Genomic DNA, 26,282 nt, shown 5'->3' on the forward strand with positions numbered 1-26,282 from the left:
ATTTCCATAAAAAAACAATTATAAAATTGGTAAGGAAACGGTTATTAATACGAATTTCCATAAAGTATTATTTCGTATCTCTACTCATCTCTCTTTTATTTCCCTGCCTTGAAATGTATAATGTGTTTATACATCTTATTATACTATCTGATTGTTATATACCTTATTTATTATCTCTATACATTGCATAAGAATGTATCTTTTTTATTTTATTTAAAACGGAGGTTTATCATGTCTCTCATCCTCAATGATACCAACTTGAAAGAAATTGCCGATAAGGTTCATAGTGGTGAACGCTTATCTATAGAAGATGGCCTTTACTTATACGATACTCCAGACCTGCTTGGAGTAGCTCAGCTTGCAAACCAGGTGACAGAAAAGAAAAACGGAAACAACGTCTACTTTATTGAAAATATGTACATTAACCCTACCAATGTATGCGAAGCTAATTGCGGCTTTTGCGGGTTTAAGCGCAAACCTGGACAGGAAGGCGCTTATACAATGGATGAAGAAGCCTTACTTAAGTATGTGGAGGAACGGTGGAATGACAATATTCAAGAGTTTCATATTGTCGGAGGTCATAACACCGAAGTCGGTTTCGATTATTATCTTGACACCATAAGGTCTCTTAAAAAGCATTACCCTCAGGCAGCCATCAAAGCTTATACAGGTGCTGAAATTGAGTTTTTCTCACGAATTTCCGGTCTCTCAATGCGTGAAGTTCTCCAGGAATTACAAAAGGCCGGCTTAGATACACTTCCAGGAGGAGGAGCAGAAATCCTCACGGAGCGTTACCGTGCAAAAATGAGCCCTGACAAGGCATCCACTGACCAGTGGCTGGAAGCCCATGAGATTGCTCATGATCTCGGAATGAAAACTCATGCAACTATGTTATACGGCTCTATTGAATCCTTTGAAGAACGCTTGATTCATATGGACCGTCTGCGCCAGCTTCAAGACAAAACCAATGGTTTTATGGTGTTTATTCCTCTTGCCATGCAGCCAAGAACAGTAAATGCCAGCTGGACAAGAAGAACCACTGCTTTTGATGATATGAGAACCGTTGCTATTTCCCGTTTAATGCTTGATAACTTTGACCACATTAAGGCGTACTGGATCAACATTGGTCCACAGCTTACTCAGATGGCTCTTACCTTCGGAGCTGATGATATACACGGAACATTAATTGAAGAACGTATTTCTCATTCTGTAGGAGCGTTAACGTCACAAGGACTAACAAGAAAAGAACTGGTTCACTTCATTAAAGGGGCCAACAAACAGCCGATTGAACGTGATACCTTCTATAATGTAATTAAAGAATATTAAGCCTTTCGAGGGTGTCCCTAAAGTTTATCTTATGGGTCACCCTCTTTTTAATACTGGTAAAGAATGCACAGCTGCTGCTACCTTAAACATAAGTACAGTTTTCTTTTCGGCTTGTATTATTAGTCCTGAAGAGAGCAGCCAAAAAAAGAACGCTGCTTATGCAGCGTCCTTTTTAAATAGCTGTACTATAAGTTCCCTCACACACTGTAACCGCGGGACCTGTCATCCAGATGTGTCCGTCTTCCGCCCAGGTTATTTGGAGATCACCGCCCAAAAGATGCACAGTTACTTCTTCTCCTTTTGTAGATTCACCATTTAAGACGGAAGCAACGACAGCTGCACATGCCCCGGTGCCGCAGGCCTGTGTAATACCAGATCCTCTTTCCCATACCCTGAAATGGATCTCATTCTCACTCACTTGTTCTACAAATTCAATGTTTGCCCATTCCGGGAACATGGAGTCCTTTTCAAGGGCTGGTCCAATTGTTTCAACAGGAGCTTCATTGATGTTGTCCACAAAAAAGACGGCATGGGGATTTCCCATGGACACGCCTGTCATGTACATTTTTTTGCCCATAACCTCTACTTCTTCATTGACCGTTTCTTCTTCTGGATTGCCTGTCATAGGAAGATCCTTCTTTTTCAGACGGGGAGGCCCCATGTCAATCGTTACTAACTCCACCGTTCCGTCTTTTTGATGAACTTCAGCATTAACAAGACCTCCTAACGTTTCTATCGTGAATTGTTCTTCACTTACATAGCCTTTTTCAAAGGCAAACTTAGCTACACACCTTAAGCCATTTCCACAATTTCTGGCTTCGGATCCATCAGCATTAAATATTCGCATTTTCACATCTGCACTCTCAGAAGGACCAACGAGAATCAAACCGTCTGAACCGATGCCTTTATTTTTATCAGCAACTGCCATGGCAAGGTAAGAGAGCTTATCCTCCTCAAGCTCCTCTTCAAAAAGATCTACATAAATATAACTGTTTCCCAGCCCGTGCATCTTTGTAAATTTCATCTTCATTCCTCATTTCCGCAAGTGGTCAGTGGTCCAGAAATAATCCTCATCCGCTTTCAGGATAATCATTTTTGTATGACAGCATGGCAGAACCATGTTTGTTTTGATTTCCTCTTTTGCCCGTTCCAAATCCTCTACACTCATATGGGTGAGGACGTTGTGCTGGTGACAATAAGGGCACTCATTAAGATATATATCCTCCATCATTTTGTCATAAGGCCACGTATTTTCAAAAGGTATCAGCTTCATCTTCCTGCCCTCCTTTTCTTGAAAGTATAACGAAGAAAATAAACTGTGCCAACAGGGGAAGCGCCGGTGCTTAGAGTAATTCCATTATTAACTTCCGAATTTTTTGCTTACCCTGTCGCTGAACGCCTGTTTTGCAGCATAAAGAGGAACTTTGTCAAAAAAAAAAGCGCCTTCTTATGCGAAGGGCGCCTAACATTAAAACATTGGGTTTTCCTCTAAATACTGATAAACATTTTGGACTAGTTCAGTGGTGCTTTCTCCTGTCACTACTTCTCCATTCACTAAAGCAAACATGTCCATTGCACATTGTCCACAGTTTCCAAGACAGCCGTATTCTATAATATCAAGGTTAGGGTCCTTTTCCAGCTCTTCCATCGCCTTATGAGTACCGCTGGCCAAATTACTTAAGCAAAATTCTATAATTGGTCTCATTTTACACTCACCTCTTTACTACTCTCAAATTATCCTACCCTTAGGTCAAGAATAAGTCAATCCATCTTCCTTTTCCTTAATTTGAAGAAGACGTAAGAATCTAAGGAGCAAGAAGTTACGAAGTTTGTTGTAAAATTGACATAAAATCGTTATAATTTAACTGACTAAGGTCACTTTTTACATAGCAAGAAGGATTGTAGGAATAAAGACTCAAATCATTTATTTTTTTACCTCAACATACCTTTTAGGCTTTTTGTGAAAACGCCTCAAAAATTTTACCGTTTTCCTTTTTATTTTTGCCTGGAATGGGAATGGAGAGATATACCAATGAAACGTTCGGAGAAAAAAGAACAGACAAGAAAGAAAATAATTAAAGAAGCTGTGCATCTTTTTCGTGAGAAGGGTTTCGAGCAAACAACCGTTCAGGAAATTACGGAAGCAGCCGAGGTGGCAAAAGGCACCTTCTTCAACCATTTTCCAACTAAAGAATCAGTGATGCAGGCTTTGGCAGAGCAGCGCCTCGATCAGGTGGATCAATATATACATAGGTACGGATTGTACCGTATGTCCTTATCCTCTCAAATAAGGGCTCATCTAAATTATTTATTAGGGGATTATAATATAAATCCAGTACTGACTCGGCAAGTCTGGAGACACGTTGTGGAAAGCGATTCGTTATTATTGAGAAGATGGGAGCAGCTTCTTGAGCAGGGAATGAAACGCGGAGAATTAAACACCTCCATAAACGTGTCGAGATGGAGTCATATTATTAATAGTCATTTTTATTATCATTTAGCGACATGTGAAGAGCCTACAAGGGAAAAGTTTCTTAATCAGCTTATTCCCTTTATGCAAACAAGTTTAAAAGCCATTACAGAGAAAAGGGGAGTTCAGTCTATGAAAAAGCTTGTCATCTTAGGCGGTGGCTATGGTGGAATGAGAATAATGCAACGGTTATTACCAAATGATTTACCTGACGATGTAGAATTAATTTTAATAGATAAACTGCCGTATCACTGTATGAAGACCGAATATTATGCCCTGGCAGCGGGTACAGAATCAGACCAGGAGATACGTGTGCCTTTTCCAGATCACGAACGGCTCAACCTCCACTATGGCACGGTTGAATCCATTGATCTTCAGAACAGAGTCCTTCACTTTGAGGGCGATGATACACTGGAATATGATTACTTAATTATTGGCGTTGGAAGTGAAGATAAATATCACGGTGTACCTGGCGCAGAGGACTATACATACAGCATCCAAAGTATGGAGGAAACTCGGAGAACTTATGAAGCACTGAGTAATCTTCCTCCACGATCTGATGTGTCCATTGTCGGTGCAGGATTAAGCGGAGTAGAACTTGCGAGTGAGTTACGTGAGAGCCGTTCCGACTTAAATATTAAATTGTTTGACCGGGGCGACACAATTCTTCCTATGTTCCCTCAACGTCTAAGTACTTATGTGCAAAATTGGTTTATCAAACATGATGTGGAGGTTATTAGTAACTCCAACATTACTCGTGTTGAACAAGGAGCGTTATACAATCATGAGGATCGGATTGAGTCCCAGGCCATCATATGGACTGCCGGCATTCAGCCTGGTAAGGTTGTACGCGAGCTTGACACTGAAAAGGATAAATCGGGAAGAGTTGTTTTAACACCACACCATCACTTGCCACAGGATGAAAACGTCTTTGTGGTAGGAGACTGTGCAAGCCTCCCTCATGCCCCAAGCGCCCAGCTTGCTGAAGGCCAGGGAGAACAGATTGCCATGGTACTGAAAAAGAGATGGAACAATGAGTCCATCCCTGAAACCTTGCCAACTATCAAACTAAAAGGGGTTTTAGGCTCCCTGGGGAAAAAGCATGGATTTGGGCTTATGGGTGATAAGGCTGCAGTAACCGGAAGAGTTGCACGTCTGTTAAAAAGCGGGGTTCTCTGGATGTATAAGCATCACTCCGGAGTATAATCAAGCCTGGTTTAGTGGAATAAAGTAAGACATGGCTTCTCTGCCATGTCTTTTTTACTTTAGGACTGGTACAGCTCTTCGATCTTTTTAGAAATTCGGTTCAAACGAGGATCCCCTTCTGCAACAATTTCATTTTCAATTGTTACTAAAGGGTACAATAAGTCATTTTCAAAAATCTGCTTTGCGACTTCTTTGTCTTTCCCTTCCCCAGGGTTTTCAATGTCAACATAGAAAAATTCAAAGTCCCGCTCCGGGTACTTCCTTGTTAAAGCAGCTTCAAGCCACTCTTTCGTCTCAAATGCAGAAGGCATATTAATACAGCTGGGACATTTCTTTTCTGCACCATACACTTTAATAGTAAGAACTTTGCTCATATGATTTCCCCTCACCCTAACGTTTTTTCTGAAAAAGGAATACTTATAAAGTTTTAACCCTTTTTTATTGTATCTAACATCTTTAGATAGTAAAATGTTTTATAAGTCACTCAGCTCATAGATTTTTTCATCTGTGGATATTATAATAGAAGTATAGAAAGGAGTTGTTCTTAATGCCAGAAACAACTGACATGCACGCACAAGTGCAAGAAGTATTAGAAAAATTACGCCCGTTCTTGCTTCGTGACGGCGGTGATGTGGAACTAGTAGACGTTGAGGATGGAATTGTTAAAGTACGCCTATTGGGTGCTTGCGGATCTTGCCCTTCTTCTACAATTACGTTGAAAGCCGGTATTGAGCGTGCCCTTCTTGAAGAAGTACCTGGGGTAGTAGAGATCGAGCAAGTATTTTAATATATGAACAGAAAAGGTCAGGCCGAGAAGGCCTGGCCTTTTTTTGGTGCCTGGCACCTAGCAGAACATCCGGCCTTTGTAACATTTATCATTGACTCTTCCCCTTGCCGAAACCAAGCTTTCTGTCTATTTCTCCTTTGTTACTCGCAACTGAGGTGCCTGGCACCCTGAACACAAAAGACCAGCTTGTCTCCCCTGACAGCTGGTCTTTTGTTTATTAAGAAACTGTGATGTTTTTACGGTTTTTTACGTATTTAACTGTTGAACCAAATGGGGCAGGCCTTGCTGTTTCAACATTAAATTGCGGAAAATCCTCTTGTAAAGCTCTTTGAACTTCAGATCCCTTTCCGAAAGGAGCAAGACAAATAATTGTAGGACCTGCACCACTTAATGCTGCTCCATACGCTCCGTAGTCTTTGACATTTTTCAGTATATCAGTGAGCCCCGGAATAAGCTTCGAACGGTAAGGATGGTGAAACACATCTCTGCCCATCATTTTACCAAGCAGAGCCCAATCCTCTTTTAATAAAGCAGCTACCAGGACGTTGCTTAAGCTGCTGCCCTTAATCGCTTGATGAAACTCAAGCTGGCGAGGAAGAATGCCTCTGGCTTCTTTTGTCATCAGCTCGTTATCGGGAACCATAAGGACGATATCAACATCCGGAACTCCGCAAGGAACAATATCAGTGTTGTCCGGAGAATGAGTTCCCACGATTAAACCGCCATACAAACAAGGGCCTACATTATCAGGGTGGCCTTCCCACAGACTGGCAAGGCGAAGCTTTTCAGCTTTTGTCAGTTCTGTTCCAAGCATTTGATCAGCAAGTTCAATAGCAGCAATAATAGCTGCAGCACTGCTTCCAAGTCCTCTGGCTAAAGGAATATCGCTGATCATATGAACATGGCAAGGGGGAAGCTCACGGTCCATTTTCCGTGCTACATACTCCGCAACTTCATAAATCACATTATCTTTGCCCGTTGGGACGCCTTCAAGCACCTTTGATTCCGTGGAAAAATGCCACTCATCTGCTTTCTCAACTTCTAGCGTAATATAACGGTCAACAGCTAATCCAATCGAATCAAAACCAGGCCCGAGATTAGCAGAGCTGGCAGGTACTCTAATCACCAGCATATCACTTTCCATGAGCTACACCTCCTCTAATATGTTCTAAAAATGCCTCCTCCTTGTTTGGAAGAACAGTTGGTTTTACAGTTACTGTATCAATGGCTGTACTTGGATCTTTTAAGCCATTTCCAGTCAGCACGCATACAACCTGCGAACCTTTCTTTACGTCCCCGCTCTTAATTTTCTTCATCAAGCCGGCAATGGAAGCACATGAAGCTGGTTCAGCAAAGATTCCTTCCTTTTGAGCAAGGAGCTGGTAGGCTTCTAAAATTTCTTCATCGGTCACCATGTCAATTTCACCATTTGACTCTTCCGCAGCGTTTACTGCCTGGGACCAGCTGGCCGGGTTCCCAATCCGAATAGCTGTTGCAATGGTTTCAGGTTCTTTAATAACTTCATTTTTCACAATGGCTGCAGCACCTTCCGCTTCAAATCCTCTCATCTTTGGAAGGCCTGTCCCCTTTTGCTCATCATACTCTTTGAAGCCTTTCCAGTAGGCCGTAATATTCCCCGCATTTCCAACAGGGATAGAAAGTACATCAGGGGCTTTCCCTAAAACATCGCAGATTTCAAAGGCAGCTGTTTTTTGTCCTTCAATTCTGTACGGATTGACGGAATTTACGAGAGTCACAGCTTCTTTTTCGCTGATGGAACGAACAATATCCAGAGCGTTGTCAAAGTTGCCCTGAATTTCAAACACTTCAGCACCATACATCACAGCCTGCGCCAATTTTCCTAAAGCGATCTTCCCTTCAGGAATCACTACAATACAACGCAGTCCAGCACGAGCACCATAGGCAGCAGCTGCAGCAGAAGTATTCCCCGTGGAGGCACAAATAATTGCTTTACTGCCTTCTTCTTTTGCTTTAGCGACGGCCATTACCATCCCTCTATCCTTAAAAGAGCCTGTCGGGTTCGCTCCTTCAACTTTCACATATGCCTCTACCCCCCACTCCTCTGAAAGAGTTTCAAGGTGGATCAGCGGGGTGTTCCCTTCATTAAGTGAAAGCGTTGGTGTGTTTTCATTGACCGGCAAATAATCTTTGTATGTGTGAAGCAAACCTTTCCAGCTGCTCATCTTAGTTTCCTCCCTCAACTCGATAAGTACTTTTAACGTCCAGTACAATATCAAGCTCCTCTAATTTCTTGTAGATTTCTTCATAAGTTGCGCGAGTAGTCTGATGAGTGATGATCACTACTTCCGCTGTTTCTTCTCCTTTTATCGGCCATTGAAGTAACTTTTCAAAGCTGACGTCATGCTTGGAAAATAAAGAAGTCAAAGTAGCAAACGTGCCGGTTTCATCTTTGACATGAAGACGCAGGAAATATTTAGCTTTAGATTCCTCATCTGATTTCATTTCTTTGCTGTGCAAAGGCCCGGTAATACTTCTTCCATTGACTCCAAGCTTCATGTTTTTTACAACGGTAACCAGGTCAGATACTACTGCTGTAGCAGTTGGCAATGAACCAGCTCCAGGGCCGTAAAACATCGTTTCACCTACAGCCTCTCCGTAAACGTAGACAGCATTGTATTCGTCATTGACGGAGGCAAGAGGGTGAGAACTAGGAATAAGCGTCGGCTGTACTGTAAGCTCAAGCTTTCCTTCATCACGCTGGGCTAAACCAATAAGCTTAATAGTATAACCAAGCTGCTCACAATACTCGATGTCTTCTAAAGTAACAGTCGTAATCCCTCTCACCACTACATCTTCCAAATCCACATTGGTTGCAAAACTTAAGTTTGCTAAAATGGTGATTTTTCTGGCTGCATCAAGTCCCTCCACATCAGAGGTAGGGTCACTTTCGGCAAAGCCCAGTTCTTTGGCTTCTGCAAGAACTTCTTCATAAGACCTGCCTTCCTGGCTCATCTTTGTCAAAATATAATTAGTAGTTCCATTAACTATCCCCATAATTTTTGTAATGCGGTCTGAGGAAAGGCCTTCTACAAGGCTGCGAATAACAGGAATGCCGCCTGCTACACTCGCTTCATAAAAAATATCACATTGGTTTTCCGAGGCAGCCTTTAACAATTCCGGCCCGTAAAGTGCCATTAAGTCCTTATTAGCAGTCACGATGTGCTTTTTCTGCTGAAGGGCTTTAAGAATGTATTCTCTGGCTTCATGAATACCGCCCATCACTTCAATGACAACATCCACATCAGGATCGGAAATAACCTCGTCAGGTGAAGTGGTTAACTTATCTGTGTCAATCTCTATTGATCTTTGTTTTTCTACGTCCTTAACAAGAACCTTCTCTATCGTAATAGGACTCCCTACTTGGTGTTGAAGCTCTTCCTGGTGTTCCTTAATAATTTGGATCACACCGCTTCCTACCGTCCCTAACCCAAGTAATCCTATACCAACTCTGCTATTCATGGTCTCCCCACTCCTTACTTCATCTATCTCTGCTTTCCTTTTTTCCATTGATGCAAATAATTTATATCATCACACATAACTTAAATCATTGTCAATTTTATGCGGAATGGAAAGAATGTATATAAGAGACGAACAATTGTCTCACTATAATGGACATTATAGAATTTTCCCGTACTTTTTACAAGAGGGTAGACACTTTTCTCACTTTTTGTTAACGAAAAATATGCTGGCCATTTCTATCGCACTTTCTATTTCTCTACGTAATGTAAGATCAAAAAAAAGAGGGGCTATCGCAGCCGTCCCTCTCTTTGAAGAATCCAATCTATTTTACCCGGCCAATTCCGTCCCAGGTTTCTACCAAGCTCCCCGAGCTGTTCCAGGTAAATACCTTCTCGTTCCCATATCTCCTCAACACTCCATTCCATTTCTTTGCCAAGAGTGGAGCTTTCATACATATAGTGCTTTTCCACCTGCTCAATATATAAATAAGGAAAAACAAGCCTTCCAAACACCATCATCCAATCCCGGTCTGTAAACGCATTGTGCTGAAGGTAGTGGTGTAAAAAGGACTCTATTCGCTGAGTTGGCTCCTGTTGAAAAAACGCCTCTCGCAGCCATTCTGCCACATCTCTTGCAGGGTGGTCATAGAGCCAGTCGGACGGCAGTTTCACTTCAGTTCTTTCCGGATCCACTGTCAGCCACGTTCCCTCTGTAAAACGAAAGTGACTTAATGATCCTCCTTCTTTTGCTGAATACCCCCGGCTGCTCTCCATCTCCCTCAGCCATTGAATTGCGTTTTCAGTTAATCCCAGGTAATAGGGAAACGTTAAAATGAACCAGCGGTCAAAGGAAGTAAAGTCAGTTTGCTGGCTTACTTTTGCATACCAGCTTTCTAGCTGGTCAATTCTCATTTCCCACCACTGACTCCATCTCATGCCAAACGATACAGTCGAAGAATCTGAAGCAGTACCCAGATGACTCCCTTGTTTATGAAACATCCCCAGGGAAGAGCCGGTTTCTGTCATGTGACCGACTGTTCTTTTCTCCTCGGGAATATAAAACAGCATTCTTTGTTCGCCATCAATCGGAATCGTTTCACGGCCATTAACAGATTGAACAAACTGTGCAACCTGTATGCCGCCGTTTTGTTTCAGTGCTTCCGCCCATGAGATTTTTTCTTTCAGGGTTCCTCTTCCTGTTTCCAGTTTCGGCACAAAAATGTATGTTCCGCTGTCAGCTGAAAATCCTTCGTACATGCCAGCCTGGAACCTTTCTCTGCAGTACAGCCCGTATCCGTCATATACATTCCTTTCAAACAAAGCCCGGTCACCTCTCCTTTTTAGTTCATATAATAGTTTATGACCCATACACGGAAACCTTTCACAAAGAAGGGATATCCTCTCTGCATTAAGACACACTAAGAGAGCAGAGTCTTGTAAATTCCAGAGAGCAAAAGAATAAAAAAGACAGGTGATATAAATGGTTTATCAGCACCATCCTCTTAAGGAAACAGCAATTTCATTACTAAAGGAAAGAGGAGTCACGACGGATAAGATCGCTGAATTAGTACATTTTCTTCAATCTCAATACTTCCCAGAACTTACGATGGAAGCGTGCAAAGCCAACGTGGAGCATGTATTGGGAAAACGGGAGGTGCAAAACGCTATTATTACAGGGATAGAGCTGGATCGATTAACTGAAAAAAAAGCAATAACCGAGCCGCTGCAGGAAATCTTAGAAAACGACGAAGGCTTGTATGGCATTGATGAGATTATTGCTCTTTCAATTGTTAATGTTTACGGCTCTATTGGTTTTACAAACTACGGTTATATCGACAAAGTGAAACCAGGGATCCTGAAAAAACTTAATGATAAATCCACTGGTGAATGTCATACTTTTCTCGATGACATTGTCGGGGCTATTGCAGCTGCAGCTTCAAGCAGACTCGCCCACCGTGCAGCCAATGTAGAATAATTTTTTAAAAGCCGGAAGCCTTCTGGACCCCTTAATTTTGCCAAGCCGGGATCACCGGTTCCAATCATGGCAACGGTGAAGGGGACCTCTTAAATGTATGGCCTCCTGCACAAGTTGGAACGAGGCTGGTACAAAAAAGCAGAAAACCGACCCATTTTTTGAATGGTTCGGTTTTCTGCTTTAGCGGTTCATGAAGACAGATCTGTGTCAAAATGTTTATTTTTTAACCTTGCTTTGTCAATGTCTCTGTCTTTTTAAATCTTCCATTCCTTTAAGGAAGAAACAACATGTGTCGGCTGCTCCTGTTTTTCCTTTAATTGCTCTGCAGTCGTAACACCCGTGTGCACCATTAATGTATCAATGCCTCCATTGATACCTGCCAGGATATCGGTATCATAGTTGTCACCGACCATCAGCACCTCTTCTTTGGACAAGTTTATTCTTTCCAGGGCTTGCTCGACAATAATGGATTCCGGTTTTCCAATCACTGTCGGCTCTACACCTGTGGAAAGAGAAATAACTGACACAAATGAACCATTTCCAGGCAGCAGTCCTCTTTCAGATGGCAGTGAGACATCCTTGTTTGTCGCAATAAAACGAGCTCCATTTCTTACAGCCAGTGCTGCTTTGGCAAGCTTTTCATATGTAATGCCCCGGTCTATCCCCATCACTACAAACCCTGGTTGATCTTCTTCATAAGTGATGCCCGCCTGCTCAAGAGCCTTTTGGATACCATCTTCACCAATGACGTAGGCGGATTGTTTTTCCCTTTGCTCAGTTAAATAAGATGCGGTAGCCATACTAGAGGTAAAGACATGTTTTGTTTCACAGGGAATGCCCATGTTTTGAAGTTTTTGTGCTACGCTTTCTGGAGTTTCTGAGGAATTGTTTGTCACAAACAAGTAAGGAAGATTCTGCTCTTTTAAAGAGCTTACAAATTCTACTGCTTCGGGTATGATCTCTTTTCCTCTGTACACAGTGCCATCTAAATCGATTAAGTATCCCTTGTATGCCGTCATCTATCTCTTCCTTTCTGATCTGCTATGTGTTGAACCTGATGGGAGCTGGCCAGTAATTGCATCACCAGTCATCAGCGCTCCCATACCCACTAGAGCTCTCTATAAAAAAAGCTGTTGGTTTTAAAGCCTTTCTATTCTTTTTTTCTTTTTTCCGTAATGCTTTCCCCGCCAAGCCCCCAGTTATCAGTGCTGATTTCTTTAATTTGGATGTCGACTGGATCATCTCCATGCTCAAGAATTTCTTTTAAAATGCGAATACCTTCTTCGCGTAAGGTATCTTTTTCATCCTCGGTCGGGCGTCCTTTTTCACTTGTCACCTGATATAAAAGGGAGGTGTTGTCCCTATTTGCTGACTCTTCGTCATCTTCGTGGATGACAACGAGTGTAGTAGCAGGATTTTTCCCCAATGTGTCTTTGAGTACTTCTGTAAACCTTCTGATTAACTGGTTCTTTTTGTTTACAGACAGTCCGTTATGTTGCGCCTTTAATGCAAGGCTCACATATGGCATTTACTTTCCCTCCTTGTTTTCATTCTCAGGCAGAAAAGCAGAAACCGGTCCTAATTCTTTTTCTAAGTATGACCTGACGTGGCCTGGAAAGGCATGCACGACTTCTATGTTTTTCTCCAGCACCTGTTGAAAGTGATGATGATCTATCTTTGTGTAGCTTGATACGAGATCTTTTCGCAGCCGTATCACTTCTTTAAACGATTCCGCCTCGTTTTCAGGAATGACTTTTTCGTCGTTTAATATATCCAAAATATCTTCATAACTTCCTGGGTCCCTCATGATAAAACCGTCAATCATCTGGTTTCCTACATCAATGAAAGCTTCAATGAAACCATGAGTGATACGCTCTAAGGCTAATTTTCCAACCTCAGAATCAGTAAGAGTATTTGATTGAAACACTTGACGTAACTCTTCTATATATATAAGGTTGTTTTCAATTTGGTTTCGATCCACAAAATACATTGTCTCCCCCGCTCTCTTATTGATTTATGTATAAGTATAGCATAACTTTTTTGCTCACCTAGCCCCTCATGTATACAAGCAGATCATTGACATTACGTACGCGGGACAAAATTATGGTAGGATAGACATGACTTCTTTCACTAACAAATAAACCATTTTATTATAATAAAGTTCGGAGGGTATCAAAGTGGAGCGAGAGTTAGCATTAGAGATTGTACGTGTTACAGAAGCTGCTGCCTTAGCCTCAGCACAATGGCTTGGCCGCGGATTAAAGATTGAAGCAGATGACGCTGCAACAACTGCCATGAGAACCATGTTTGATTCTGTCAGCTGTAAGGGGACAGTTGTGATTGGAGAAGGAGAACTTGATGAAGCACCAATGCTTTACATAGGAGAGGAAGTTGGAAACGGCAACGGTCCTGAAGTGGATATTGCTGTTGATCCACTTGAAGGGACAAACATTGTTGCCAAAGGACACCCTAACGCTATGGCGGTCATTGCTGTAGCTGATAGAGGAACACTTCTTCATGCTCCGGATATGTATATGGAAAAAATCGTGGTTGGTCCAAAAGCTGCCGGCCTTGTCCGTATCGATGATCCTATTGAAAAAACAATTGATATTATAGCCAAAATGAATAATAAACGTGTTCGTGACCTTACTGTTATTATCCAGGAACGTGAACGTCATGATGAAATTGTGGAACGAGTACGAAAAAAAGGAGCAAGAGTCAAGCTGTTTGGAGATGGTGATGTAGGAGCCTCCATTGCAACTGCCCTGCCCCAAACGGGAATTGACTTATTTGTGGGTACAGGTGGCGCGCCTGAGGGTGTTATCTCCGCTGCCGCTATCAAAGCATTGGGAGGAGACATGCAGGCTCGCCTTGTGCCATCTAATGAAGAAGAAGAGCAGCGATGCCGGGATATGGGACTTGAAGATCCCACTCAGGTGCTCCAGCTCAATGACCTTGTAAAAGGTGATGATGCTATCTTTGCAGCATCAGGGGTTTCATCCGGGGAACTCCTGCAAGGTGTCCGCTTTCTAGGCGGAGACCTTGCCGAAACAGATTCCATCGTCATGCGTGCCAAAACCCGCACAGTCAGATATATTAAAGCACATCACCACCTGGAGAATAAGCCTCACCTTATTATGGAGGAAGAGTAGATCTCTTCTTTCCCTCATAAAGGAGGACATTAGATGTCAGAAGAAAGATTTTTTCTATATGACGATATCGAAGAAACAAAAACGAGATTTGTAAGCTTCATGGGTGAAAGCCAACGCTTCGACCTGGCAATCATTTCAAGCGGCCGTCATTACGGAAAACAAATTGTCCTTGATATGCAATCAAACCGTTTTGCCATTGTTGGATCCGATGATTTAGAGGAACCGGGATATATTGAACACGCCTACCGTTTAAATGAAGAAGAAGCTTCTGAACTCCGCTCTTTCTTATATGAAGTTGTATAAAAAAGGTCAAAGAAGCCTGCAGCAAGTACTTGCCGCAGGCTTCTTTTTTTGACATAAGAAATGGGTCTGCTTGGAAGGCTTATATTACCCTAGGATCAGTCTCTCCTTAGCTTGATGAATAATTTCATTAATCCTGACTAACTAATAAGAATAAAAAGATGGAGGAGACTGCTGTTATGAAGAAACAATCGCATTCTGAAAAGAGGGACTCGTATTATACAGATCCCTCAAACCATGAAAAACAACGAACTGATGGACAATCGGTCTCAGGTAAGGACTACTGGCCGGATGAACCATATAGAGACCTTGAGTATGAACGAGCAAATCATCCTCCCACCACTTCTTAACCAAAGGCTTGTTACATTCAACTGCCCTAAAGGTTCGAGCGCGAGGTCCATTCATGCTTCATTCCATTATTCATGGTGTCTTTCTATACCTAAAGCATGCCTCAGCTCCAAGGGGATACAACCTTGGGGTATCTTCAGCTCTGCTATTCCCGCTAATGGCTCGCGCGTTTATCTAAAAATTCTCCTTTACCATAGCCTAACTAAAAAAACCCGGATCCTAGTCGGAGTTCCGGATTTTTTTCAAGACAAAATAAGCACAGCCAAAATTGCAGTATTCATATATATATTCATCTAATGTACTAATTTTTGTATCAAATGTCGCCTTTTTGTGGGTATCTTCAAAAAAGCCTCTCAGTCGAAGCTGGCTATGCCCCCAGTCTCCAACGATGTAGTCATACTTATTTAATACTTCACTGTACCGGCCGATAAACTCTTCCTCATTCCATCCGTTCCTGAAATCATTAATCACTTCATATTGCTGGTTTTGAATGCTTACCACACTTCTCACCTCGCTTACCTTGTCTATTGTACCACAATCTATTCATTGCTAAAATTTTTGATTTCATTAATTATTTTTGCAACTTACCATTACAGCTCAATGTCTCTTTCTCTCATTAATGCTGAGTCCTAGTATTTACCATCATGTTTTTCTGAACTGAGAAGAATACTACAAGTAAGGAGGTGTTTCAGATGAAAAAAGGAGTTTTAACCGCTGCCGTTTTATCTGGCTGTCTTATGCTGGGCGGCTGTGGTCAAATGTTCGGGGGAGAAGCTCAACCCAATCCTCTTCAGGTACATGAGCCGGAGAATCACCTTAATTACGTCACCGACGAAACCCAGGGAGATCCTCAGCATTTTGGGATGGTAAGGCATAAGAAAAACGAAGAAGCACTCGAACACACACCAAAAACAACAGATTATATAAATCGCCAGCAATCTGCTGAAGGGATTAGTCAAATGCTTGTCAAAACCACACCGGTAGAGGAAGCATGTGTTCTTGTTACAAACCATCATGTATTAGTTGCATATGACACAGAACGGGACGACCGGGATGTTGTAGCTCAGCAGACCAAGATGGTGGCAGAAGCAATGGTGCCCTACTATTATGAAGTCTATATCACGGATAATCCAGCGATGATGGAAGACATTGAGCGTTTTCAAACCGTAGGCCCGCAAACAAGAGATATTCAGAAAATCCTCTCCCAAACCATTGAAGATATGGTGGAATCAACAGAACAGCCACCATCTACAAAGTACTTGGATAACCGATTTGATGCAGAAGAAGACGGAGAATTAGCAAGAACCGCTCCCATTCAATAAATAGGAGCGGTTCTTTTTCAAGATAGAAAAGAAATCCGATTAAAATTGCTGTTCTGCCTGATACTTTTGAGCTTCTTCATTCACCTGTGCTTCGTTAACCTGTTCATCTGCGTGATAGGACGAACGAACAAGCGGTCCGGCTTCACAATGCTTAAATCCTTTGGACATAGCAATTTCTCTTAGCTCGGCAAACTCATCTGGATGGTAGTATTTCTGAACCTTCAGATGCTTTTTAGATGGCTGCAAATATTGTCCGATTGTCATAATATCCACATCGTGTGCCCGCAGATCGTCCATTGTTTCAATAATTTCTTCCTTTGTTTCCCCTAGACCGATCATCAAGCTGGATTTTGTCGGGATGTCAGAATGCAGCTCTTTTGCATAGCGGAGGAATTCAAGTGAACGGTCATAGGTAGCCCGGGCTCTTACTCTTGGAGTAAGGCGTTTTACCGTTTCGATATTGTGATTTAAAATATTTGGCCGTGCTTCCATTAAAGTTTTTAAATTCTCTTCCATTCCCATCATATCAGAAGGCAGTACCTCAATCGTACAGTATGGATTCCGCCGGCGTACTGCACGGACAGTTTCAGCAAACACAGCTGCTCCGCCATCCTTTAAATCGTCGCGGGCTACTGCTGTAATTACTGCATGTTTAAGCCCCATCTGCTCAACAGACTCAGCCACTCGTTCTGGTTCATCCCAATCTAATTCAGTAGGGAGGCCCGTTTTTACTGCACAAAAACGACAGGCTCTTGTACATACATCGCCAAGAATCATAAAAGTTGCCGTTTTTCGTTCTGCCCAGCACTCATGAATATTAGGGCATTTTGCCTCCTCACACACGGTATGGAGGTTTTTTTCACGCATCATTTTCTTTAAGCCTTTATAGGATTCGTTTGTATTAAGCTTAATCTTCAACCATTCTGGTTTCCGAATGTATTCTTCTTGCTTAGCCAAGCTTCATCACTCCAGTAAATTGTACTGTATTGGAGGAAAGGCAGAGCGCTATGTAACAGTAATGGAACTCTCTGCTTCCTGTTCTTTTTATACTTTAACACGTTCAGAACTTTTCTACCAAACATCCTGTTTGTTTCCAATGATTGTCTTTATCTTTTTTAAATAAATAGGTCACACTAACAAGCAGATACCGTTTCTGAAAGGTAGGAGTATAGACATGAAACGATTTTTCCTTATTTTTATATCAGCTATAATCATTTGTCTTTCTTTGCCTCTCCATCAAGGTATTGCAGCAGAAGAAATGTCAGCTGATGATATTTATAAAGGACGTATGACCCTTTATAAACAGATGGAAGCCGTTACTTACGTTCCCTGGTACTGGCTGGCAGCCGTAGACGCTTATGAAAGAGGAATACGGCGGGCCAGAAAAGACAGGGAAGAAACGGAAGGACTTATCAGTATCTTTTATGCTCCCAAAGAGTGGGCGGGGCCGTTAAACCCCGATTGGGAAGATGAAGACCCTTATTCTTTAGCCTTATTTGAAGGGATTGGTCTTGATGGAGATCAGGATGGCAAGGCTTCCCGGACAAACGACATGGATATATTATTTACCTTTGCCAGCTATTTAGCCTCTTACGGCCATGATGACGATAATATAGAAATCGGCTTGTGGGACTACTATCAGCGGGACCAGGCAGTCAACATCATTAAAGGCCATGCAGATCTATATCAAAAACATCAAAAGCTTGACCTCGATGACCGGGTTTTCCCTGTCCCTTTAAACTATAACTATAGTTACCGCAGTACGTGGGGAGATCGTAGAGGGTGGGGCGGAAGAAGAATACATGAAGGAACCGATATTTTTGCAGGGTACAACACGCCGGTTCGCTCTACCACATATGGTGTCGTTGAACTGAAAGGCTGGAACAGGTTTGGAGGCTGGCGGATTGGAATCAGGGACAACAACAATGTTTATCATTACTACGCACATTTAAGCGGTTTTGAAAAGGACATTAAAAAAGGGACACTTGTTGAACCAGGTACTGTTATTGGGTATGTCGGAAGCTCCGGATACGGAAAGCCGGGCACCCAGGGAAAATTCCCTCCTCACCTCCATTACGGGATGTATAGGGATAATGGCTACACTGAATGGTCTTTTGACCCGTACCCAAACCTTCGTTCCTGGGAAAAGCAAGAAAGAAGAAAAAAATAAAGCAGGGGAGCTTTTCTCCCCTGCTTTTTTAACGTTTATTCTTTGATACTCTGCGGGCGTGGATTATGCTTCCTGCCATACCGCCCCAGATAATCATCATCCCTAAAATCATCATAAACAGTGCGCTGCCAGTCATAGCTATCATCCCTCCCTTTCTTTTGAATCATCTTCATCAATTATGTCACGATCTCTCCAGCGGATTGCCATAAAGACAAACCCTGCAATAATTGCAAAGGCAGCTACAGCCCAACCGCCCCAAAGAATAAATGCATCTGAATATCCTTCATAGTTACCGGTTTCAGTATCAAACAGACCAAGAAGGTTTGTTCTGAAGAGATCAAACATCATGTACCCTAAAACAACTGGTGTAATGACGCCTAAACAAACCTTCCACCAAAGACCAAGACGGATATCCGAAATACCATTGGCGTGATCCTGAAACACATTAAGCTTACGCATGATCCACGCTATAGCCACTACCTGGACGAGACCAATAAAGGCTATACCAAACTGGTTAATAAAGTAATCCGCAGCATCGAGGAAGAACAATCCACCTTGCGTAGCAAAGACCAAGGAGATCAATGCTGCAATCCCTCCACCAATCGTTACAGCCTTTGCTCTGGAAATTCCAAACTTTTCAGAGATCCCTTTGACGTAAGTTTCAGAAATTGAGATTAAAGATGATAAACCTGCAAGGACAAGTGAGGCAAAGAACAAAAAGCCAAACAGTCCGTTTAAAGCCGGAAACTCATTTATTATCATTGGAAAGACCACAAAAGCAAGGCCAATACCACCGGCTACTACTTCAGATACACCAACGCCTGCCTGCATGGCCATAAAACCAAGGGCAGCAAACACTCCAATACCTGCAAGTAATTCAAAGCTTGAATTACTAAATCCTGTAATAAAGGCATTGTTTGTGATGTCAGATTTCTTTGGAAGATAACTGGAATACGTGATCATAATGGCAAAGGCTATCGACAAACTAAAGAAAATTTGTCCGTATGCCGCGACCCATACACTTCCTGATGTAATAGTTTCAAAGTTAGGTTCGAAAAATGCCTGGAGACCGTCTACAGCTCCTGGCAGCGTAACCGCACGAATAACTATAATTAAGAATAAGACAACAAGTGTTGGAATAAAAATACGGTTAGCCCACTCAATTCCTTTTTGAACCCCTCTAAATAACACACCAAGTGTTACGACCCAGACAATAATTAATGGTATTAAAACACCAGGGACAAAGCTTCCTACCTGTCCGGGCACCTCGGCAAGGTTTAAGTAATCCCCGAATAAAAATCCTTCAGTATCCTCTCCCCATGTCTGGTTAATGGCGAAAACACTGTAAGACATTGCCCAAGCAATAATGACAGCGTAGTAGGTTGAAATGACAAACGAGACAAATACAGCCCACCATCCGATCCATTCTGCCTTTCTGTTCATCCGCGCATAACTCAGCGGTGCAGATCCGCGATACTTGTGACCGATAGTAAATTCCAGAATCAACAACGGAATACCTGCAGTTAACAATGCAAATAAATAAGGAATAAAGAATGCCCCGCCGCCGTTTTCATATGCTACTGCCGGGAACCGCCAAATGTTGCCCAGGCCAATAGCCGAACCTACGGCCGCTAAAATAAAACCTGCTCTAGTTCCCCACTGCTCTCTCATGGGAACCTTCCCCCTTCATCTCTTTTTAGATTGGTTACTACAATAAAGAATATTCAGAAAAATACAAGTTAGACTAGATGTATTATCTTCTTTTTCCACCCTTGCACAGCGTTTGAGTTGTGAACTTTCCTCCTTTTCGACTTTTTTTGACAATTCGTTATCTCATTATATTTTTTATTATAACCATTGTCAAAACGTTTTTTTCTAAATGACTTGATGTTTGTGTAAATATCCCTTACTCTTCCTCCTTACAAATGTTCTATGTAACTAATACCTTTCCTCCTTTTTTGCAAAAAAAAGGAAAATCAATAATAAGTCATTTGATTGTAAAATCGCGTGACGCCTGTGAGATAACACGCGCCAAGGATTCCCCAGGGTGTTTTTACGAGGCACCGCAATTGCAAATGAAGAAAACAGGAGTGGCTGACGCGCTTGTATCCTTAGATGCTTATGGAGCATTTTATAACAAATATCACAACCAAAAAAAGAGAGTTTTCCGCAAAAGTTTACGCTTTTGGGACACTCTCTTAAAATATCTCCTATGGTTTTCTTTTTAGTCAGGGACTATTTCCATCTCCTGATCAGGAACTTCAAGAGTCTCTTCTTCATTCTCTTCTCTAGGATGGATAATATCTTCAAGATCCTTTTCCTGTATGATTGCCGGTGCCGGCATATCACCTTGCCCTTGATTGTAAAACTCCGGTACCTGACCAGAAACAAACACCATGCCGATAGGAATTGAGGTTGGCACTACTGCGTCATCAGTGGCAAAAGGGATAACGACTTTGACGTCTACTTCCAGATCAAGGGAAACCCTTATATAGGTGTTATTGATTCCTGACTCATAAATTGACTCAGTCATCGTTGCTTTTACATCACCAATCGCTGTAAAACGTACAGGAACCTTAGGGCCTAAATGAGCGAGCAGGGCATTATTGGTCGCCTGCCCAAGGGGGATCATATGAATAATGCCGTTTTCAGTAAAAGTTTCTTTATCAAACTCCATCTCTATTCCATCCGGGAGACCTAAATCCTCAATTTTGCCCTCTTCTACCATTTTTAAATACTTTTGTACCCTTAACGTAGCTTCAGAAAGCACCCTGTTTGAAACCTGAGGATTAAAGCCTACGGATGTAATATTTCCTTGGTTATCCTTCTCAATGACCATGAGCTCTTCCATATCAATGTTTTCTACAATTTTCTTTGAAATAGCATCATTTATAGCCTGAGTAGCAATTTTTTGTGTTTCTGTTTTTGCAATTGCAATTAAGGTTGGACGGATCCCCTGATCCACCAGCCACAATCCCTGAATTGTGAGCGCAATAAAGATTATTGACGAAAGCAAAAAGACATACCGAAATGGGAGGGGTCCTTTTTGTCTTTTCCATCTTCTGTGCTTCCCCATAAAAATGCCCCCTTTGCCTACTTCATGTGTATGCAAGAGGGGACGGGGTATATACTTATCCTTTTTCCTACCATGGTGTATAAAAGGGAAGATCTCCCTTTATCCTAGCCTTTTCTTTTATAAGTTAGAAACCGGTGTGGATACTTATTTTTCTCATCCACTGTTCCTTCCTTTTCCTCGATTAGCTTCCATTCTTCCTCATTCCAGTCTGGAAAGTAGGTATCGCCATCAAATTTCTCATCTATTATTGTAAGGTACAATTTTTCAGCTTCAGGAAAGAGCTCTTCAAACACCTTAGCTCCTCCAATTACAAAAACCTCTCCATGATCATCTCCGTAATTATGAACGTCCTCAGGGGAATGAATGATTTCACACCCTTCTGCTGTATAGTTCTCATCTTTGGTTAAAATAACGTTTGTCCTTTTTGGAAGAGGTTTTCCAATGGATTCAAAGGTTTTTCTTCCCATGACAATAGGTGATTCAATCGTCGTCTCTTTGAAGTGCTTTAAATCGGCCGGCAGGTGCCATGGCAGCTTATTGTCTTTCCCAATAACTCCTTGCTTGTCCATCGCTACAATAAACGAAATCATACAGAAACTTCTCCTTTAATATGTGGATGAGGGTCGTACCCTTTTAAAATGAAATCATCAATAGTAAAATCAAAAATCGATTTTACCTTTGGATTTATTCCCATTGTCGGGAGGGGTCGAGGCTCTCTTGTTAATTGAAGCTGTATTTGTTCTACATGGTTTAAATAAATATGCGCATCCCCAAAGGTATGGATAAATTCATGTGCCTCCAGGTCACAAACCTGGGCAATCATTTTTGTTAAGAGAGCGTATGATGCAATATTAAAGGGGACACCCAGAAACACATCGGCGCTCCGCTGATACAGCTGGCAGGAAAGCTTGCCGTCTACCACGTAGAATTGAAACAGGCAGTGGCAGGGAGCCAGAGCCATATCCTCAATTTCAGCAGCGTTCCATGCATTAACAATTAATCTTCTGGAGTCAGGATTATTTTTAATTTGGTTAATTACATCAGATATTTGGTCAACCGTCCGTCCGTTTGCTCCCTCCCAGGATCTCCATTGCTTTCCGTATATAGGGCCAAGCTCACCATCTTCATCAGCCCACTCATTCCAAATTCTTACGTTATTATCCTGCAGATATTTCACGTTGGTGTCCCCTTTTAAAAACCAGAGGAGTTCGTGGATGATAGAACGGAGATGGAGCTTCTTCGTTGTAATAACAGGGAACCCTTCTTGAAGATTAAACCTGGTTTGATAGCCAAAGGTGCTTATTGTTCCCGTTCCTGTCCTGTCTTCTTTTTTCGTTCCATTGTCTAAGATATGCCGACATAGGTCCAAATATTGCTGCATGCCTTGTACCGCCCTTCTGTTAAATCATTACTTCCCATTGTAACACCTGCCACAAATTTTTTCTCTACTCTTACTCTGCCTGTTTTACACAAAGTCTCGCAAATTTTGTCTGCCCCCGTGCGCTTGAAAAAAGGCCTCCTACTGTAAATAAATGCTCGTTGCTTTCAAAAAATCCAGCTTACCAGACAGACAAAGAGAGTCCGTTTGTTGATCGCAAAACAGCTGCCACCGCTCCTGTCCACCGCAAAGATGACACCGTTACAAGCGAGCTGAAAGGAATCTCGTGCCTACCTCTTTAAAAGGGCATAAAAAATAGGAAACCACCGTGGTTTCCTAAAGGAAAAGACCGGTCTCAATAAACCGGTCAGTTATTCATACCATTTTAAGCAGTGCTTCTTTACCTGGCATGCCTTTCGTAATGCCCATCTTCTCTGCTTCGACTGTAACAGATTCAAGAGGAGCCTCCAGAAGCTCTTCTATGCTCCTGACTCCCACGGCTCGGCCAGCTATGACTTTACGATCTTTTAACTTGGCGTTTAATAAGCCTACGTCCAGCGCTCCGCACATAATATATCCTTTTTCATTCGTCACTGCCATTAGTTTGGTCTTCGGTAAATCTACAGTGACAGCTTTAAACAGTTTTCCTTGTATTTCAACAGGCTCCATTTTCATCATTATTTAACGCCCCCCTCCTATACACCTCTCGCCCCTACTATATGCAGAGTAATCATCTCACGTGCCATCAGAGAAGGTGTTTACAAAAGAGAAAGGTCCTAGGCGTAGTCTTTTAGTGTTTTTGCCAGTATATCTCTCATTAACTCAGGCATGAAGTATTCCTTGTATTCAGCCTGGGACAGTCCAGGGTACAAGGGACCAAACGTAAACATGTCAGCAGTCGCTACCGAGTAATATTCTTGTAATTCGATAGCTTTGCCATTGATGTAGATACCATCTACACGCGTGTGTCCATTGCCTCCAGGTGTGGTATGGACTTCCATTCCGCTGAAAGCCATTCTCCCCAGCATTTCTCCGCGAAATCCAAATCCTTTTAATGGAAGGTGGATCATTTTTTCTGTAAATGCTGCATGAATTGTTTCCTTTAATACTGCTCCCTTAACTTTTACGATACAAGGGTTGATTGGGTGAGGACAGAGCCGATGAAGTTCTCTTCTCGTAATCACCCCAGGAGATAATGATTCAAGAAGCAGTCCTGAATTAATCATCGCTACTTCTGTGCCGCACCATTCTCTCACACCTGTTGCCAGCATATCGGCAAACTCTGAAGGTTCGGTCCATGAAATTTCCAATGGCTGCTTAAGTTCAACAATGGGAGTTTCCATAACCTTACTTGATTCTATCTGCAGCTCTTCCATAAGTACTTGCGTATCTTCACACATAGGATGGTGGCTGACGTCTATGGCTCCTCCTTCCTTGTGTTTCACCCTTTTTGTTTCCTCGTCAACAAGCAAACGTATCTGTCCCGCATAGTAACCGTGCTTTCCGCACTGAGCCACTAACGTGCCACTGATACTCTGTGCTGTTTTTAAAAGATTATGAGTATGAGCACCAAGGATTACATCTATATCCTTATGTTCCCGGGCAATTTTCTCATCATTATGATAACCAAGGTGAGACAGGAGAATGATAATATCAGCCTTTTGTTTCACCTCGCTCACCAGCGATGGTAATAGAGTCTCCGGGTCCTTTATCTGCCAGCCCAATTGGTCGTAGAATGGATAAAACGGCACCGTTACTCCAATGATGCCTATCACCGTCTCATTCTCAACAGTTATGAAATCATAGGGCTTGGCCCAACTGGGGCGACTTCCATCCTTTTCAAACAAGTTAGCTGCGAGAACCGTAAAGTCTGCCTCATCATATAAATGATCCAAATCTTCCTTTGAAAAAGTGATTCCTTCATTGTTTCCTATGGTTACATGATGGATAGGCGTTTTATTCAGCAGCCTGACATTGCCCTTCCCTTTTGTTCCTTCTGTAATAGGGTGTACCCGGTCTGCATGATCTCCTATATCAAAGAATAGAGCTGTTTCTTTACGAGTTTTATGATACTTATCCTGGTGATTCAAAAACCCCGCAGCCAAAGGCCACTGAGATAAGTGACTGTGTAAATCGTTAGTATGGTAAATATAAATTGGATAGTCTGCCATAGCTTCACCGCCTTCGTTTTCAAATCATGCCCTTTCCCTTACACTCTTAGCCAGAGTGGTGAGAGGGAGAGCAAAAACAACAGCCATCCTTTCATTGGTGCTCTCAAGGACTCTTCCCACTTTCTTTATGATCTTCAAACAAGCTCAGCTGTTTTGGATTTAGTCCTTCATAAGAGATTCCAGCCAATTCCAAAAACGATTTTGCATTTGGTGCTGCATCTCCGCCAGAATTATTATTAAAGAGCATATAAATATCTTTGGTTGTGTCTTTTATTTTATCAATATTCTCCAGCCATTCGTTTAATTCATTCCTCGAATAATTATAAAGATAGCGAGTTTCTCTCCACTTATCTCCTTTGGCTGGCTTTTTCCACGCTTCATGGTTCCTTCCGTGAAGACGTATAAGAGTTTTTTCAGAATGAGTGGGGTGTAAAACGGTCGGCACGGAAGCTTCTCCAATTTGCGGCTCGTCACAAATACTGTGAATCCACTCTTCACGCTCCATAAACTCTAAGGTCTTATTATAATATTCTGGTGAAAACCAGGTATTATTCCTAAATTCCAAAGCTGCCGGGAGTGTTCCTAATTTATCCTTTGTGTAGCGGAGGAACTCTACATTTTCTTTATTACAGTCGAACCAGGGTGGAAACTGACAAAGTACCATCGCAAGTTTCCCGCTCTCAATGACCGGTCCTAGTGACTCAAGATATGCTTCGTACATTTCCTCTTTTGAAGCAAATGGGATCTCTTTTCGTTCATGTCCTGTCATGCCCTGGTAAGCTTTCACAACAAATCTGAAATTATCTGGTGTTTCCCTCACCCATTTTTCATAGTTTCGTTGCGGTTGCACCGCGTAAAAAGATGCATCTACTTCAACAGTAGGAAAATGACTGCCGTACTCTTTTAATTTCTCACCTGGGCGCGTTCCCTTGCTGTAAAGGGTATCATGATCCCCCCAGCCTGTGACTCCAACGTAAATCATAGATTGCCCCTCCAAATTAGCTGATTATCGTTCCCACTCATTTTCCCTTAGCAGTATAATACATACACCTGTTTTTTTAAATTGAAAGTCTTAAACATAAGAAAAAGCGAACCCATCTG

At 42.2% G+C, this 26,282-nt stretch carries 30 protein-coding genes and 2 pseudogenes; 11 read left to right on the top strand and 21 right to left on the bottom strand.

What is annotated here, in order from left to right; all coding sequences use genetic code 11:
• The first annotated feature begins 231 nt into the window (after positions 1–231).
• The gene (mqnE, locus tag CEF17_RS14210) at positions 232–1,326 is read left to right on the top strand and encodes an aminofutalosine synthase MqnE (RefSeq protein ID WP_100400105.1); all 1,095 of its coding nucleotides are present in this window, start codon (positions 232–234) and stop codon (positions 1,324–1,326) included.
• A gap of 172 nt (positions 1,327–1,498) precedes the next feature.
• On the opposite strand, the gene dapF is transcribed toward mqnE, so the two are convergent.
• The 3 genes from dapF to CEF17_RS14225 form a co-directional block, all read right to left on the bottom strand.
• Positions 1,499–2,350, bottom strand: coding sequence for a diaminopimelate epimerase (gene dapF / locus CEF17_RS14215; protein ID WP_100400106.1), 852 nt, complete (start codon positions 2,348–2,350; stop codon positions 1,499–1,501).
• Positions 2,351–2,359: 9 nt separating this feature from the next.
• Positions 2,360–2,599: a hypothetical protein gene (locus CEF17_RS14220; protein WP_100400107.1), complete on the bottom strand. Its 240-nt coding sequence runs from the start codon at positions 2,597–2,599 to the stop codon at positions 2,360–2,362.
• Between the two features lie 195 nt (positions 2,600–2,794).
• Positions 2,795–3,031 carry a YuzB family protein gene (locus CEF17_RS14225; protein ID WP_054636177.1) on the bottom strand — a complete coding sequence of 79 codons (237 nt, stop codon included), beginning with the start codon at positions 3,029–3,031 and terminating at the stop codon, positions 2,795–2,797.
• A 327-nt stretch (positions 3,032–3,358) separates the two neighbouring features.
• Between CEF17_RS14225 and CEF17_RS21075 the strand changes: the two are divergent.
• Positions 3,359–3,526 (top strand): annotated as a pseudogene (locus tag CEF17_RS21075) (TetR/AcrR family transcriptional regulator); the annotation flags it as partial.
• Positions 3,527–3,928: 402 nt separating this feature from the next.
• The gene (locus CEF17_RS14230) at positions 3,929–5,002 is read left to right on the top strand and encodes an NAD(P)/FAD-dependent oxidoreductase (protein ID WP_385938207.1); all 1,074 of its coding nucleotides are present in this window, start codon (positions 3,929–3,931) and stop codon (positions 5,000–5,002) included.
• A 59-nt stretch (positions 5,003–5,061) separates the two neighbouring features.
• On the opposite strand, the gene CEF17_RS14235 is transcribed toward CEF17_RS14230, so the two are convergent.
• A complete protein-coding gene (locus CEF17_RS14235) occupies positions 5,062–5,376 on the bottom strand; it encodes a DUF1462 family protein (protein ID WP_100400109.1) in 315 nt (104 codons plus the stop codon).
• A gap of 188 nt (positions 5,377–5,564) precedes the next feature.
• Between CEF17_RS14235 and CEF17_RS14240 the strand changes: the two are divergent.
• Positions 5,565–5,789: pseudogene (locus CEF17_RS14240) on the top strand (NifU family protein); the annotation flags it as partial.
• Between the two features lie 217 nt (positions 5,790–6,006).
• On the opposite strand, the gene thrB reads toward CEF17_RS14240, so the two are convergent.
• The 4 genes from thrB to yutH form a co-directional block, all read right to left on the bottom strand.
• Complete coding sequence (gene thrB, locus CEF17_RS14245) at positions 6,007–6,933, bottom strand: homoserine kinase (RefSeq protein ID WP_100400110.1); 927 nt, start codon at positions 6,931–6,933, stop codon at positions 6,007–6,009.
• Positions 6,923–7,993 carry a threonine synthase gene (thrC, locus tag CEF17_RS14250; RefSeq protein WP_100400111.1) on the bottom strand — a complete coding sequence of 357 codons (1,071 nt, stop codon included), beginning with the start codon at positions 7,991–7,993 and terminating at the stop codon, positions 6,923–6,925. The genes thrB and thrC overlap by 11 nt, the downstream gene beginning before the upstream one ends.
• A 1-nt stretch (position 7,994) precedes the next feature.
• Positions 7,995–9,290 carry a homoserine dehydrogenase gene (locus CEF17_RS14255; RefSeq protein WP_100400112.1) on the bottom strand — a complete coding sequence of 432 codons (1,296 nt, stop codon included), beginning with the start codon at positions 9,288–9,290 and terminating at the stop codon, positions 7,995–7,997.
• 287 nt (positions 9,291–9,577) lie between these two features.
• Positions 9,578–10,657: a spore coat putative kinase YutH gene (gene yutH / locus CEF17_RS14260; RefSeq protein WP_100400113.1), complete on the bottom strand. Its 1,080-nt coding sequence runs from the start codon at positions 10,655–10,657 to the stop codon at positions 9,578–9,580.
• Positions 10,658–10,769: 112 nt separating this feature from the next.
• Here yutH and CEF17_RS14265 point away from each other — a divergent pair, with 112 nt between their 5' ends.
• The gene (locus tag CEF17_RS14265) at positions 10,770–11,264 is read left to right on the top strand and encodes a phosphatidylglycerophosphatase A family protein (RefSeq protein WP_100400114.1); all 495 of its coding nucleotides are present in this window, start codon (positions 10,770–10,772) and stop codon (positions 11,262–11,264) included.
• 254 nt (positions 11,265–11,518) lie between these two features.
• Here the strand turns inward: CEF17_RS14265 and CEF17_RS14270 are convergent, their stop codons facing one another.
• The 3 genes from CEF17_RS14270 to CEF17_RS14280 form a co-directional block, all read right to left on the bottom strand.
• Positions 11,519–12,283, bottom strand: coding sequence for a TIGR01457 family HAD-type hydrolase (locus tag CEF17_RS14270; RefSeq protein ID WP_100400115.1), 765 nt, complete (start codon positions 12,281–12,283; stop codon positions 11,519–11,521).
• Between the two features lie 131 nt (positions 12,284–12,414).
• Positions 12,415–12,792 (bottom strand): tautomerase family protein, encoded by a 378-nt coding sequence (locus tag CEF17_RS14275; protein WP_100400116.1) that lies wholly within the window; start codon positions 12,790–12,792, stop codon positions 12,415–12,417.
• Positions 12,793–13,254: a DUF86 domain-containing protein gene (locus CEF17_RS14280; RefSeq protein ID WP_100400117.1), complete on the bottom strand. Its 462-nt coding sequence runs from the start codon at positions 13,252–13,254 to the stop codon at positions 12,793–12,795. It abuts the gene before it with no gap.
• 187 nt (positions 13,255–13,441) lie between these two features.
• Between CEF17_RS14280 and glpX the strand changes: the two genes are divergently transcribed.
• From glpX to CEF17_RS20095, 3 genes are all read left to right on the top strand, one after another.
• Positions 13,442–14,416 carry a class II fructose-bisphosphatase gene (glpX, locus tag CEF17_RS14285; protein ID WP_100400118.1) on the top strand — a complete coding sequence of 325 codons (975 nt, stop codon included), beginning with the start codon at positions 13,442–13,444 and terminating at the stop codon, positions 14,414–14,416.
• Positions 14,417–14,449: 33 nt separating this feature from the next.
• Complete coding sequence (locus tag CEF17_RS14290) at positions 14,450–14,719, top strand: DUF3055 domain-containing protein (protein ID WP_100400119.1); 270 nt, start codon at positions 14,450–14,452, stop codon at positions 14,717–14,719.
• A 176-nt stretch (positions 14,720–14,895) separates the two neighbouring features.
• Entirely contained in the window at positions 14,896–15,066 is a 171-nt protein-coding gene (locus tag CEF17_RS20095) for a hypothetical protein (protein WP_157843050.1), read from the top strand.
• A 217-nt stretch (positions 15,067–15,283) separates the two neighbouring features.
• Here CEF17_RS20095 and CEF17_RS14295 read toward each other — a convergent pair whose 3' ends face one another.
• Entirely contained in the window at positions 15,284–15,565 is a 282-nt protein-coding gene (locus CEF17_RS14295) for a YutD family protein (protein WP_100400120.1), read from the bottom strand.
• Positions 15,566–15,756: 191 nt separating this feature from the next.
• Between CEF17_RS14295 and CEF17_RS14300 the strand changes: the two genes are divergently transcribed.
• Positions 15,757–16,386 (top strand): YhcN/YlaJ family sporulation lipoprotein, encoded by a 630-nt coding sequence (locus tag CEF17_RS14300; RefSeq protein ID WP_100400121.1) that lies wholly within the window; start codon positions 15,757–15,759, stop codon positions 16,384–16,386.
• Positions 16,387–16,425: 39 nt separating this feature from the next.
• Here the strand turns inward: CEF17_RS14300 and lipA are convergent, their stop codons facing one another.
• Positions 16,426–17,343, bottom strand: coding sequence for a lipoyl synthase (gene lipA, locus CEF17_RS14305; RefSeq protein WP_100400122.1), 918 nt, complete (start codon positions 17,341–17,343; stop codon positions 16,426–16,428).
• Positions 17,344–17,560: 217 nt separating this feature from the next.
• Between lipA and CEF17_RS14310 the strand changes: the two genes are divergently transcribed.
• Positions 17,561–18,556, top strand: coding sequence for a M23 family metallopeptidase (locus CEF17_RS14310; protein WP_100400123.1), 996 nt, complete (start codon positions 17,561–17,563; stop codon positions 18,554–18,556).
• A gap of 28 nt (positions 18,557–18,584) precedes the next feature.
• Here CEF17_RS14310 and CEF17_RS20100 read toward each other — a convergent pair whose 3' ends face one another.
• Together CEF17_RS20100 and CEF17_RS14315 are read right to left on the bottom strand one after the other, a co-directional pair.
• Positions 18,585–18,692, bottom strand: a complete 108-nt coding sequence (locus CEF17_RS20100; protein ID WP_157843051.1) for a methionine/alanine import family NSS transporter small subunit — start codon at positions 18,690–18,692, stop codon at positions 18,585–18,587.
• A gap of 5 nt (positions 18,693–18,697) precedes the next feature.
• A complete protein-coding gene (locus CEF17_RS14315) occupies positions 18,698–20,227 on the bottom strand; it encodes a sodium-dependent transporter (protein ID WP_100400124.1) in 1,530 nt (509 codons plus the stop codon).
• 320 nt (positions 20,228–20,547) lie between these two features.
• On the opposite strand from CEF17_RS14315, the gene CEF17_RS20645 reads away from it, so the two are divergent.
• Positions 20,548–20,784: a hypothetical protein gene (locus CEF17_RS20645; RefSeq protein WP_232725513.1), complete on the top strand. Its 237-nt coding sequence runs from the start codon at positions 20,548–20,550 to the stop codon at positions 20,782–20,784.
• Here the strand turns inward: CEF17_RS20645 and yunB are convergent.
• The 6 genes from yunB to CEF17_RS14345 form a co-directional block, all read right to left on the bottom strand.
• The gene (yunB, locus tag CEF17_RS14320; RefSeq protein WP_100400125.1) at positions 20,781–21,632 is read right to left on the bottom strand and encodes a sporulation protein YunB; all 852 of its coding nucleotides are present in this window, start codon (positions 21,630–21,632) and stop codon (positions 20,781–20,783) included. The genes CEF17_RS20645 and yunB overlap by 4 nt on opposite strands.
• 104 nt (positions 21,633–21,736) lie before the next feature.
• The gene (locus CEF17_RS14325) at positions 21,737–22,222 is read right to left on the bottom strand and encodes a dihydrofolate reductase (protein ID WP_100400126.1); all 486 of its coding nucleotides are present in this window, start codon (positions 22,220–22,222) and stop codon (positions 21,737–21,739) included.
• Entirely contained in the window at positions 22,219–23,013 is a 795-nt protein-coding gene (locus tag CEF17_RS14330) for a thymidylate synthase (RefSeq protein WP_100400127.1), read from the bottom strand. The genes CEF17_RS14325 and CEF17_RS14330 overlap by 4 nt, the downstream gene beginning before the upstream one ends.
• A gap of 372 nt (positions 23,014–23,385) precedes the next feature.
• Positions 23,386–23,688 carry a YunC family protein gene (locus tag CEF17_RS14335; RefSeq protein ID WP_054636161.1) on the bottom strand — a complete coding sequence of 101 codons (303 nt, stop codon included), beginning with the start codon at positions 23,686–23,688 and terminating at the stop codon, positions 23,386–23,388.
• Positions 23,689–23,786: 98 nt separating this feature from the next.
• On the bottom strand, positions 23,787–25,181 hold the full coding sequence (locus CEF17_RS14340) for a bifunctional metallophosphatase/5'-nucleotidase (RefSeq protein WP_100400128.1): 1,395 nt from the start codon (positions 25,179–25,181) through the stop codon (positions 23,787–23,789).
• A gap of 103 nt (positions 25,182–25,284) precedes the next feature.
• Positions 25,285–26,163 carry a DUF72 domain-containing protein gene (locus tag CEF17_RS14345; RefSeq protein WP_100400129.1) on the bottom strand — a complete coding sequence of 293 codons (879 nt, stop codon included), beginning with the start codon at positions 26,161–26,163 and terminating at the stop codon, positions 25,285–25,287.
• Between the last annotated feature and the right edge of the window lie 119 nt (positions 26,164–26,282).

Origin of the sequence: Bacillus sp. FJAT-44742, from assembly GCF_002797315.1 — a bacterium.
Lineage (GTDB): Bacteria > Bacillota > Bacilli > Bacillales > Marinococcaceae > Thalassorhabdus > Thalassorhabdus alkalitolerans.

Excerpts from the sequence above, each read along its gene's own strand:
- CEF17_RS14330 (WP_100400127.1), bottom strand. The coding sequence starts at position 23,013 with ATGCAGCAATATTTGGACCTATGTCGGCATATCTTAGACAATGGAACG.
- mqnE (WP_100400105.1), top strand. The coding sequence starts at position 232 with ATGTCTCTCATCCTCAATGATACCAACTTGAAAGAAATTGCCGATAAG.
- CEF17_RS14325 (WP_100400126.1), bottom strand. The coding sequence starts at position 22,222 with ATGATTTCGTTTATTGTAGCGATGGACAAGCAAGGAGTTATTGGGAAA.
- CEF17_RS14340 (WP_100400128.1), bottom strand. The coding sequence starts at position 25,181 with ATGGCAGACTATCCAATTTATATTTACCATACTAACGATTTACACAGT.
- CEF17_RS14300 (WP_100400121.1), top strand. The coding sequence starts at position 15,757 with ATGAAAAAAGGAGTTTTAACCGCTGCCGTTTTATCTGGCTGTCTTATG.
- CEF17_RS20100 (WP_157843051.1), bottom strand. The coding sequence starts at position 18,692 with ATGACTGGCAGCGCACTGTTTATGATGATTTTAGGGATGATGATTATC.
- CEF17_RS14230 (WP_385938207.1), top strand. The coding sequence starts at position 3,929 with ATGAAAAAGCTTGTCATCTTAGGCGGTGGCTATGGTGGAATGAGAATA.
- CEF17_RS14280 (WP_100400117.1), bottom strand. The coding sequence starts at position 13,254 with ATGTATTTTGTGGATCGAAACCAAATTGAAAACAACCTTATATATATA.
- thrB (WP_100400110.1), bottom strand. The coding sequence starts at position 6,933 with ATGGAAAGTGATATGCTGGTGATTAGAGTACCTGCCAGCTCTGCTAAT.
- CEF17_RS14265 (WP_100400114.1), top strand. The coding sequence starts at position 10,770 with ATGGTTTATCAGCACCATCCTCTTAAGGAAACAGCAATTTCATTACTA.
- CEF17_RS14270 (WP_100400115.1), bottom strand. The coding sequence starts at position 12,283 with ATGACGGCATACAAGGGATACTTAATCGATTTAGATGGCACTGTGTAC.
- yunB (WP_100400125.1), bottom strand. The coding sequence starts at position 21,632 with ATGGGGAAGCACAGAAGATGGAAAAGACAAAAAGGACCCCTCCCATTT.
- yutH (WP_100400113.1), bottom strand. The coding sequence starts at position 10,657 with ATGGGTCATAAACTATTATATGAACTAAAAAGGAGAGGTGACCGGGCT.
- CEF17_RS20095 (WP_157843050.1), top strand. The coding sequence starts at position 14,896 with ATGAAGAAACAATCGCATTCTGAAAAGAGGGACTCGTATTATACAGAT.
- thrC (WP_100400111.1), bottom strand. The coding sequence starts at position 7,993 with ATGAGCAGCTGGAAAGGTTTGCTTCACACATACAAAGATTATTTGCCG.
- dapF (WP_100400106.1), bottom strand. The coding sequence starts at position 2,350 with ATGAAATTTACAAAGATGCACGGGCTGGGAAACAGTTATATTTATGTA.
- CEF17_RS14315 (WP_100400124.1), bottom strand. The coding sequence starts at position 20,227 with ATGAGAGAGCAGTGGGGAACTAGAGCAGGTTTTATTTTAGCGGCCGTA.
- CEF17_RS14275 (WP_100400116.1), bottom strand. The coding sequence starts at position 12,792 with ATGCCATATGTGAGCCTTGCATTAAAGGCGCAACATAACGGACTGTCT.
- CEF17_RS14290 (WP_100400119.1), top strand. The coding sequence starts at position 14,450 with ATGTCAGAAGAAAGATTTTTTCTATATGACGATATCGAAGAAACAAAA.
- CEF17_RS14310 (WP_100400123.1), top strand. The coding sequence starts at position 17,561 with ATGAAACGATTTTTCCTTATTTTTATATCAGCTATAATCATTTGTCTT.
- CEF17_RS14235 (WP_100400109.1), bottom strand. The coding sequence starts at position 5,376 with ATGAGCAAAGTTCTTACTATTAAAGTGTATGGTGCAGAAAAGAAATGT.
- CEF17_RS14335 (WP_054636161.1), bottom strand. The coding sequence starts at position 23,688 with ATGATGAAAATGGAGCCTGTTGAAATACAAGGAAAACTGTTTAAAGCT.
- CEF17_RS14255 (WP_100400112.1), bottom strand. The coding sequence starts at position 9,290 with ATGAATAGCAGAGTTGGTATAGGATTACTTGGGTTAGGGACGGTAGGA.
- CEF17_RS14225 (WP_054636177.1), bottom strand. The coding sequence starts at position 3,031 with ATGAGACCAATTATAGAATTTTGCTTAAGTAATTTGGCCAGCGGTACT.
- CEF17_RS14220 (WP_100400107.1), bottom strand. The coding sequence starts at position 2,599 with ATGAAGCTGATACCTTTTGAAAATACGTGGCCTTATGACAAAATGATG.
- CEF17_RS14345 (WP_100400129.1), bottom strand. The coding sequence starts at position 26,163 with ATGATTTACGTTGGAGTCACAGGCTGGGGGGATCATGATACCCTTTAC.